Here is a 9,727-nt window from a genome sequence, read left to right as displayed (position 1 = left end):
GGAGGACCCGCATGACAGACATCGATTGGGACAGGCTGCGCACCGAGGCAATCTCGGCCATGCGCCGCGCCTACGCCCCGTACTCGAACTACTCGGTCGGAGCGGCAGCGCTCGTCGATGACGGCAGGACCGTCTCGGGCTGCAACGTCGAGAACGCTTCGTACGGTGTCGGACTGTGCGCTGAATGCGGACTCGTCTCGGCACTGCACATGAGCGGCGGCGGCAGGCTGACTGCCTTCGTGTGCGTCAACGGTGCGGAGGAGATCATCATGCCGTGCGGTCGGTGTCGACAGCTCCTCTACGAGCACTCCGCGCCTGGCATGCTGCTGCACACCGTCTCCGGTATCCGCACGATCGATGAGGTGTTGCCGGATGCCTTCGGGCCCCGTGACCTCGAGGAGGCACGCGCATGAGCGAGGCGCCGATCGAGCCGTTCGACGCCGTTGACGTCATCCGTATCAAGCGTGACGGGGGCGCCGTTCCTGAGTTGGAGCTGCGCTGGATGGTCGATGCCTATACCCGCGGATATGTTGCTGATGCGCAGATGGCCGCGTTCGCGATGGCAACCCTGCTCAACGGGATGCAGCGCAACGAGATCCGGGTGATGACCGATGCGATGATCGCGTCGGGGGAGCGCATGAGCTTCGCGGGGCTCGGTAAGCCGACTGTCGATAAGCACTCGACGGGCGGGGTGGGAGACAAGATCACGCTGCCGCTCGCGCCACTGGTGGCATCCTTCGGCGTCGCCGTGCCGCAGCTGTCGGGGCGAGGCCTCGGGCACACCGGCGGAACTCTCGACAAGCTCGAGTCCATCCCGGGCTGGCGCGCGGCGCTCTCGAACGAGGAGATGACGGCGCAGCTGCGGGACGTGGGTGCCGTGATCTGCGCAGCCGGATCCGGCCTTGCTCCTGCCGACAAGAAGCTCTATGCGCTGCGCGATGTCACTGGCACCGTCGAGGCCATCCCCCTCATCGCCTCGAGCATCATGTCGAAGAAGATCGCCGAGGGCACTGACTCGCTCGTGCTGGATGTGAAGTTCGGCTCAGGTGCGTTCATGCGCGACGTGGATCGTGCTCGCGAACTCGCACGCACGATGGTGGCGCTGGGCACTGACTCCGGGGTGGCCACGACAGCGCTGCTGACCAACATGGACACGCCGCTCGGCCTTGCGATCGGCAATGCGAACGAGGTCAGGGAATCCGTCGAGGTGCTCGCAGGCGGCGGACCTGCCGACGTCGTGGAGCTCACCCTCGCTCTGGCCCGAGAAATGCTCGCATTGGCGGGCCAGCCGGATGCTGATGTCGAGGCGGCGCTCGCCGATGGACGCGCCATGGACTCGTGGCGCGCGATGATCCTCGCCCAGAGCGGGGACCCGGATGCCGAGCTTCCCGCCCCGCGCGAGACCCACACCGTCACCGCACCTCGCGCTGGGGTTGTGACCCGCATGGAGGCCCTGCCGTTCGGTGTCGCTGCGTGGCGTCTGGGCGCCGGCCGTGCGCGCGCCGAAGATCCCGTCATCCACGCAGCAGGCATCGACCTGCACGTCAAGCCGGGCGATTCGGTGGCCGCCGGTGCGCCGCTGTTCACACTCTCGGCGCAGGATGCGGCGCGCTTCCCTCGTGCACTGGACGCGCTCGAGAACGCGTGGGAGATTGGTGACGCCGAGCTCTCGCGCACACCCATCGTCCTCGAGCGCATCACCGCCTGAGCATCCTTCGTTCTTCCCCGCGCCCGCCATCCCCACACTCAGGAGCCCTCATGTCGATCGATCAGCACGGTGACCACGTCTTGCAGGGGATGTCGATCCGCAAGCTCCCCAAGGTGTCGCTGCACGACCACCTCGACGGCGGTGTGCGGCCGGCGACGATCCTCGAGCTTGCCGACCAGATCGGGCTCGATGTTCCCGAGGACACGGCCGATGATCTTGCCGACTGGATCGCCGAGCGCTCCGATTCGGGTTCGCTCGTCGAGTACCTGAAGACGTTCGATCTCACCGTCGGGGTCATGCAGACCCGCGAGGGACTCACCCGCGTCGCTCGGGAATTCGTCGAGGATCTCGCCGCCGACGGCGTGATCTACGGCGAGGTGCGGTGGGCTCCCGAGCAGCATCTGTCGGGCGGGCTGTCGCTCGAGGAGGCCGTCGAGGCCGTGCAGGACGGCATCGAAGAGGGCGAGGATGCCGCAGAGCAGGCAGGTCACGACATCCGTGTCGGGCAGCTGATCACCGCGATGCGCCACACCGACCGGTCCCTGGAGATCGCGCGGCTGGCCGTTCAGTGGCGTGAGCGCGGCGCCGTCGGGTTCGACATCGCCGGCCCCGAAGACGGATTCCTCCCCTCGCGCCACCGTGAGGCCTTCGACTACCTCGCCAGCGAGTTCTTCCCGGTCACGGTCCACGCGGGTGAGGCTGCCGGCCTGGACTCGATTCGCTCGGCTCTGCTCGATGGGCGGGCACTGCGCCTGGGCCACGGGGTGCGCATCGCGGAAGACCTCGATGTCGTCTCGCGGGCGGGCGACGAGGTGCTGGTGCAGTTCGGCGACCTTGCTCGGTGGGTGCGCGACCGCGAGATCCCACTCGAGCTCTCGCCGAGCTCCAACCTGCAGACCGGAGCGATCGAAAAGTGGGGCGAGGAGCTCGCCGATCACCCCTTCGACCTGCTCTACCAGCTGGGCTTCTCGGTGACGGTGAATGTCGACAACCGCACGATGAGCCGGACATCGCTGACCCGCGAACTCGCCCTGCTCGCTGACGCTTTCGAGTACGACCTCGATGACCTCGAAGTCTTCCAGCTCAACGCTGCGGCAGGCGCCTTCCTGCCGGTCGAAGAGCGTGAGGAACTCATCGAGCTCATCGGCGAGGGCTTCGACCGCTAAGTCGGGCCACGGAGTCGCTAACTCCTCAGGTTTGGCCGCATCGACGGTCGGTAAGGGGCCGGGTGGCGGCATTCCGCGCGGTTCTGCGGAGTTAGCGACAGCGTGAGCGTTGGCGGGGGCGCCGCCGGTCCTGCCGGCGCTGGATGCGGACGGGCGGCGATGGCCATCGGCGCAGCTAACTCCTCAAAACCAGCCATTCAGGCATCCGCGGATCTCGCGAGCCCGCAGAATCCGGTCAGCTTTGCTGAGTTAGCGACGACGAGCACGAACCGGATCACCGCGCTCGATGATCGCGCGAAGCGTCGTCGTCAGCTCATCTCGGTGATGCAGGATGTCTTCCGCGATCGGTCGGATCGTCGTGTATCCGAGAGCCGCGGCCGTCATATCGCGGCGCCGGTCGCGCTTAGCAGCGTCCCAGCCCGCGTGGTGCGCTTCGCTGTCGCATTCGATGATCAGCCAACCATCGACGATGAAGTCGACCCGCCCCACCCCGGGAACGCTCTGCTGCACACGAATGTCGCATCCGAGCGTGCGGAGGATGAGTCGCATGAGCGTTTCGGTGCCGGACTCCGCCCGTCGATCGAGGAGCCCGTGGAGTGCTCGGTAACGCAGCGGAAGACGAGTAAATACCTCCCGCAGTTCTGCTTCGTCGACAAGTCCCCGATGCCATGCGCTGTCGAGCGTCGCGATCGCGGACCGCGGGTCCTGGCACCGGCAGGCCTGCGCGAGGGCCTCAACCCAGGGCGCGATGGGGGAACAGCGATGAGCTCCAGTGGCGCGCCAGTGTGCGACGACGTGGTGCGGGCGCGCGGGCAGCCGGCTCGCGCCATTGTCGAGCTGGACGTGGAGCGGCGGGTCGGATGCGACGAAGACGCCTGCCTCGCGGAGCAGAGAGACGCAGTCCAGCCGGCCTCCGAGGCGTGCCGCTTCGGAGAGGCACGGTGGTACATCGACGGCGAGGTACTTGCCGCGCCGCACGCGAAGCAGCTGCCCGGAATCGACCAACAACCTGATGCGCCGTTCCGACAGGCCGTGCGCGCGGAGGTCCGAGGTCTCGAGTATCCGATGGCGGAGGGCTGGGGATGTCGCGCTCGCAGCGTTCGGCATGACGGCAGTCAACCGTCGTGCGGGGGAGGGTGGCCGACGGATGTGATGGCTGGGGAGACCGGAGCTGAGAGGCGAGGTGGGGAGGATCGGTTCTCGCCGCGGCGCCTGTCCGCCGAGTGTTGCTAACTCCTCAAAACTGACGGCCGCGGCCGGTGCTGCGCGGTCGAACCGGCCCACGGCGCGGCGAATAGGAGGAGTTCGCTGCGGCCGTGGCGGTCGGTGGGTGGATGCGCCGCTCGACGGTCGGCCGTTGCTAACTCCTCAAGATCGCCGTCAGATCAGGGCGCGAGCGGACATGATGTGCCGCAGGCGCGCCGGATGTGAGGAGTTAGCCACAATCGCCGCAGGAGCCGTCGACGAAGTGGCTCCCGGTCCGAGGGGGCGTCAGCCGCCCGCGACCTGCGTCTGCAAGAAACGGTCGACCTCGGAGGTGAGGGTCTCGGTCATGTCGGCATCCGAGATGGTCGGTGTGCCGTCGCCCGGCTGGGGGCCGTAGTCGCCGAACGATGAGTGCGCGGCGCCCGCGATCTCGACCATGTCGGCACCCGCCGGGAGCAGCGGGCGGGCATTCGCGATCTTCTCGGGCGTGGACAGGCCGTCGAGTTCTCCGGCGAGGCTGAGCACCGGAAGCCCCGACGTGCTGAGGTCGTTCGCGCAGTAGGACGCGAACAGGATCAGGGCCTGGGCACTCTCGGTGAGCTGGCACGCGCGAACCCCGCCGAGTGAGTGACCGCCGACGGCCCAGGTGTCGACATCCGGGGCAAGGCTCGTGAACGCGTCCAGCGGCCTCAGATCGAAAAACGCCAGATTCAACCACGGCTTTGTGATCACTACTGTCGTGCCCGACTCGACGATGCCCGAAAGCTTCGCGGCATACGCCCACGGGTCGACCTTCGCGCCGGGGATGAACACCAGTCCATCGCCGGTCTCACCCTCGACGGGCGCGAGCACGATGGCTGCCGAATCATCGGTGATCGCGATCGCCGGATCGGCCTTCACCGCGGCGAGCGGCTCGGGCTCTGCCGCCATGACGCCTACCTGCGAGTAGATGACGATCCCGATGACGGCGACGATCAGCAGGATGCCGAGACTTGCCGCGATCCAGCCGATGATGCGCGCTGCGCGGGAGCGTCGGCGTCGCGGGGGCGGGGCAGGGTCGGCATCCACCCTCTGAGCCTAGTAAGCCGCGGCGGAATCAGCCGTCGATGACTGCCGCCAACTCGTCGAGGAACCCCGCGAGGTCGGTCGCTCGGCGCACGATGCGCTGCACGCTCTCGCGCTCGGAGAACACTTCGACAAACTGCTCGAAGACGGTCTGGAATGCGGCGCGGTCTGATTCCGAAAACGCCACCAGTGCGACCACCTGGACGCGGGAATCGCCCCAGGCGATCGAGCTCTCCGAGACCCCGACAGAGATCGCCGTGCGAGTTGCCGTCATCCCGATGGCGTGGGGAACGGCAAGGGCATCGGTGAACGCTGTCGACGAGAGCTGTTCACGGTGGATCGCGCGCTCGATGTAGTCCTGGTCGATGACGCCTTCTGCGACGAGGGGTGCGCCGAGCAGCCTGATGGCTTCTTCCTCGCTGCCGGCTGCCGCCAGCTCACGACTGAACGCGCCCGCGACGAAGTACCGTGCGAGGTCTGCGCGCAGTCGCGCCAGGCGTCGCCCGCGGCGGATGCGGCTCGCAGTCGCTTGAACGCGATCGACGTCGCTCTCGGTGAGGAACGGCTGCACCCTGACGATTCGGTCCGACGGTGTGGGCGGTTCGATCGTCGAAAGCACGAGGTCGGTGTGGATCGCCTCCCAGTCGGGGTCCGCGCGCGTGTCGACACCGACGACCTCGATCGCGCGGCCGAGAGAGCGATCGACGCTCGACCGAAGCAGCTCATGCAGTTCGTAGTACCCAGGGCAGACAATTGTCGCGGTGAGCAGCTGCTCGCTGCGGCGGCTGCGCTCGAGCCGTCCGCCCACGTGCATGGCGATGTAGGCGATTTCATCATCGAGTAGCGGGATGCCGAGCCGTTCGTGGAGTTGCCCCGCGATGAAAACAGCGACCTCGAACACCATCGGGTAGCTCGTCTTCAGCGACCGGGTGAGGGGGTTTCGCGACCAGGCCTGAGCCGCGGCACGCTGCCGGAGGTTCTGTACGTGAAGGGAGAGGCGCACGACGAAGTCTTCGTGCGCGATGTCGACGAGAAACTCGGATGCCGCGTCCTGGACGATCTCGCGAACCACCTGTTCGAGCTGAGGATCCAGGTTTTCCCGCGCTCGCTCGCTCGGTGCTGCAGCGCCCGGAGCGACGACCCGCGTCAGGACGAGGATCGCCAGATGGTCGAGGTCTCCGTGCCCCAGATCGACCCCGATGTGCTCGCGCACCAGGGCGTCGAGAACCTCGGCGACCGCACGACGATCCTCGGAGATCGGTGAGCCGGTGGTCCCCTCAAGTGAGCGGCCCTGGGATGCCCGGTCGGCTGTGATGGCGATGTGCATCAGCACATCCGCGATGCCGAACTCGTTGACGTAGTAGCCGAGCTCGCCCATCCGAGCAACCAGTGCGGGCTTGAACGGCCCGAAGACGTTGGCGCCCATGGAAGATCCGCCCAGGGAGCGGCGCAGCGCGTCGAAGTCGAACGCGCCCGCTTCCATCTCGTCGTGAGCGAGGGAGCTCAGCAGGCGGCGCTGCGCGACCTCGGCGCCGCGCAGGCGAGCTGTCGAGGCCGAGCGCTCAAGGGTGATGCCGGTGCCTCCCAGGAGGCTACGGACCCGACCGAGGTCCGCTTCGAGCGTTGCAGGACTGACGTGGAGCGCGTCGGCGGTCTCGAACACGTCGATACCCTCGGGGTCGTTCAGCAGCGCTCGGACGAGCGTGTGAAGCCGGTCCCGTGGTGTGCCGGCGTCAGCTGCCGCCGACGCCCGGAGCGCTGCTGCGGCGTCGATCCCGGCACGATACCCCGACGGACCCGACTCGATAGCGGCGCCGGAGGGCACGCGCGCGTTGACAGCGGTGACATACGAACGGATGCTGCGCGGCGTGACCCCCAGGGCGTCAGCGAGGGTCGCGGCGGTGACCCACTCGCCCTCGCGGACGAGCAGGCTCAACATCCGATCCTGTCGTGGTCGTGTCACCGAACTCCTCGCGCGAGGTCGCACCGGGCGCGTCCTCGACCGTGTCAGTCAACCACGCCGAGCGCGCGCGCAGGGCTACGCCGGCGGAAACGCTCTTCCGCCCCCGCGGAAAAAGGACTGGTTGTCGCCTCTCAGCGTTCTCACAAGAATCGATTTCGAAGGAGGCGGGTCGATGAGGATCCTGGTGATCTGCGGCGCAGGAGCGTCCAGCACATTCGTCGCACAGCGGTTGCGAAGCGCAGCCGCGGCCAGTGGCGTTCACGTCGAGGTCGCTGCGGGTACCGAGGACACTCTCGCGGGTATCACCGAGCCCGTCGACATCGTGCTTGTTGGTCCTCATCTCGAGTCCGAGTTTCAGCGGATCCGCACGGTGGCCAGCGCACACGAGTCGATCGCGGTGCTCCTTCCGCCCGATGCTTTCGAGGATCGCGACGGTTCGCGGATTCTTCAGCTTGCCACCGCGGCTCGCGCCGCATCCGTCACCGAATAGCCAGTTCCAGGGAGGGAACCATGTCTGAGATCACCCGCACGGTCCGCATCGGCTCGTCGCACGGCCTGCACGCCAGGCCCGCGAAGCTGTTCGCCCAGGCCGCGAAGGACGCCGGCATCCCGATCACGATCGCCAAGGATGCCGGGGCTCCGGTGAACGCGGCGAGCATCCTCGGCGTGATCTCGCTCGGTGTCGAACACGGTGACTATGTGACCCTCACCGCGGATGGCGAGGGCGCGGAGGCGGCGCTGGACACCCTGAGCGAACTGCTCACCACCGACCACGACGCCGCCTGATCATGGCGCAATTGCGAGGAGTCGGCATCGGCCTGGGCGTCGCCCACGGGCCGGTCGCGCGGATGGCGGCACCCCTGCCGGCACCTGATGACAACCCGAGCGCCATCGGGGCCGACGAGGAGCGCGCGCGGGTGCAGGAGGCCCTGGCCGCCGTCGCGCGCGAGCTCGAGAAGCGTGGCGAGCAGGCCGGGGGAGCGGCTCAGGAGGTGCTCGAGGCGCAGGCCATGATGGCCGAAGACCCGACGCTCACCAACGAGGTAGATGCGTCGCTCGCGCAGGGCAAGACCGCCGAGCGTGCCGTGCACGAGGCGTTTGCGTCGTTCCGTGCTCAGCTGGAGGCGGTCGGCGGCTACCTCGGTGAGCGCGCCGCTGACCTCGACGATGTCGCCCAGCGCGTGATCGCTCGGCTGCAGGGTGTTGCCGCACCGGGAGTGCCCGACCCGGGGCATCCGTTCGTTCTTGTCGCCAAAGACCTCGCGCCGGCCGACACCGCCCTGCTCGACCTCGATCAGGTCTTGGCGCTGGTCACCACGGAGGGTGGCCCGACCTCGCACACCGCGATTCTCGCGCGGGAGAAGGGCATCGTCGCGGTCGTGGGCGTTGCAGGCGCCGCAGAGCTGGCCGACGACGAGACCGTGATCGTGGATGCCGCCGCAGGCGCCGTGACGACCGAGCCTTCCGACGATGAGCTCACCCGGGCCGAGAACCGGGCGAACGCGCGAGCAGCCGCTGCGGGTGCCCCGATCACCGACGGCGCTCTCGCCGACGGGACAGCGGTGCCGCTGTTGGCGAACCTCGGCAACCCCGCCGGAGCTGCCGAAGCCGTGGCATTCGGGGCCGAAGGCGTTGGCTTGTTCCGCACCGAGTTCCTGTTCCTCTCCGCGAGTTCGGCGCCCACTGTCGAGCAGCAGCGCGCCTCGTACGCCGAGCTCCTCGCCGCGTTCGCCGGCAAGAAGGTTGTGGTGCGGGTGCTGGATGCCGGCGCCGACAAGCCGCTGCCTTTCCTCAACGATGCGCACGAAGAGAACCCGGCGCTGGGCCTCCGTGGCCTTCGGGCGCTGCGGGCCAGCGAGGACATCCTGCGCGAACAGCTCACTGCGCTCGCCGAGGCGGACGAGCAGACCCGCAAGGCGGGGTCGGGTGCTGACCTCTGGGTCATGGCGCCGATGGTGTCCACCGTGGACGAGGCCGAATACTTCACGGCGATCGCGCGGGAGTACGGCATCCGCACCGCCGGGGTCATGGTCGAGGTGCCCTCCTCGGCTCTCCTTGCCGAGCACATCTTCGCGCACGCGGACTTCGCCTCCATCGGGACGAACGACCTGACGCAGTACACCCTGGCCGCCGACCGCCTGCTCGGTTCGGTCGCGGGATTCCAGGATCCGTGGCATCCCGCGGTCCTTCGCCTCATCCGCGAGGTCGGCGCAGCCGGCGCGCGGACGGGCAAGCCCGTCGGCATCTGCGGCGAAGCGGCAGCCGACCCGCTGCTGGCTGTCGTGCTCGTCGGGCTCGGAGCCACCTCGCTCTCGATGGCACCCACCGCGCTCGCCGACGTGCGCGCGACCCTGCTCACCTACTCCCTCGACGATGCCCGGCGCATCGCTGAGGCCGCGCTGGCCGCAACTGACGCGGCAACCGCACGGGAGGCTGCACACGCAGCCTCCGACTCACAGAAAGAGAGAACGCAATGACAACGACGTCGCCTGGAACGGCGAAGGATCCTGGGCGGGCACGCGTCGCCGTCCAGCGATTCGGCACTTTCCTCTCGGGCATGATCATGCCGAACATCGCGGCATTCATCGCCTGGGGCTTCATTACGATGCTCTTCATCCC

9 protein-coding genes are annotated in these 9,727 nt (G+C 68.0%); 6 read left to right on the top strand and 3 right to left on the bottom strand.

Translation table 11 applies throughout. The features are described 5' to 3' along the window. Positions 1-11: 11 nt before the first annotated feature. Genes B3587_RS13500 through B3587_RS13490 form a run of 3 tightly spaced genes read left to right on the top strand, consistent with a single transcriptional unit; the run spans position 12 to position 2,874 of the window. Complete coding sequence (locus B3587_RS13500) at positions 12-413, top strand: cytidine deaminase (protein ID WP_228177523.1); 402 nt, start codon at positions 12-14, stop codon at positions 411-413. After that, a complete protein-coding gene (locus B3587_RS13495; protein ID WP_292729535.1) occupies positions 410-1,708 on the top strand; it encodes a thymidine phosphorylase in 1,299 nt (432 codons plus the stop codon). Before B3587_RS13500 ends, B3587_RS13495 begins: the two co-directional genes overlap by 4 nt. Positions 1,709-1,758: 50 nt before the next feature. Beyond that, positions 1,759-2,874 (top strand): adenosine deaminase, encoded by a 1,116-nt coding sequence (locus B3587_RS13490; protein ID WP_292729533.1) that lies wholly within the window; start codon positions 1,759-1,761, stop codon positions 2,872-2,874. A 249-nt stretch (positions 2,875-3,123) separates the two neighbouring features. On the opposite strand, the gene B3587_RS13485 is transcribed toward B3587_RS13490, so the two are convergent. The 3 genes from B3587_RS13485 to B3587_RS13475 form a co-directional block, all read right to left on the bottom strand. Then, positions 3,124-3,981, bottom strand: coding sequence for a type IV toxin-antitoxin system AbiEi family antitoxin domain-containing protein (locus tag B3587_RS13485; protein ID WP_292729530.1), 858 nt, complete (start codon positions 3,979-3,981; stop codon positions 3,124-3,126). A gap of 384 nt (positions 3,982-4,365) precedes the next feature. Then, positions 4,366-5,148, bottom strand: coding sequence for an alpha/beta hydrolase (locus tag B3587_RS13480; protein ID WP_292729527.1), 783 nt, complete (start codon positions 5,146-5,148; stop codon positions 4,366-4,368). Positions 5,149-5,176: 28 nt separating this feature from the next. Beyond that, positions 5,177-7,084 (bottom strand): BglG family transcription antiterminator, encoded by a 1,908-nt coding sequence (locus B3587_RS13475; protein ID WP_228177817.1) that lies wholly within the window; start codon positions 7,082-7,084, stop codon positions 5,177-5,179. Between the two features lie 196 nt (positions 7,085-7,280). Between B3587_RS13475 and B3587_RS13470 the strand changes: the two genes are divergently transcribed. From B3587_RS13470 to ptsP, 3 genes are read left to right on the top strand one after another with little or no spacing between them, the layout of a single operon-like run. Then, entirely contained in the window at positions 7,281-7,598 is a 318-nt protein-coding gene (locus B3587_RS13470; protein WP_228177528.1) for a PTS sugar transporter subunit IIB, read from the top strand. A gap of 20 nt (positions 7,599-7,618) precedes the next feature. Continuing rightward, positions 7,619-7,894: an HPr family phosphocarrier protein gene (locus tag B3587_RS13465; RefSeq protein WP_228177529.1), complete on the top strand. Its 276-nt coding sequence runs from the start codon at positions 7,619-7,621 to the stop codon at positions 7,892-7,894. Positions 7,895-7,896: 2 nt separating this feature from the next. Further along, positions 7,897-9,585: a phosphoenolpyruvate--protein phosphotransferase gene (gene ptsP, locus B3587_RS13460; RefSeq protein WP_292729522.1), complete on the top strand. Its 1,689-nt coding sequence runs from the start codon at positions 7,897-7,899 to the stop codon at positions 9,583-9,585. Positions 9,586-9,727 lie beyond the last annotated feature (142 nt).

Origin of the sequence: Microbacterium sp. UBA837 (assembly GCF_002296025.1) — a bacterium.
GTDB lineage: Bacteria > Actinomycetota > Actinomycetes > Actinomycetales > Microbacteriaceae > Microbacterium.
The sequence above is the reverse complement of the archived record's forward strand: the minus strand, read 5'-3'. Positions and strand labels throughout refer to the sequence as shown.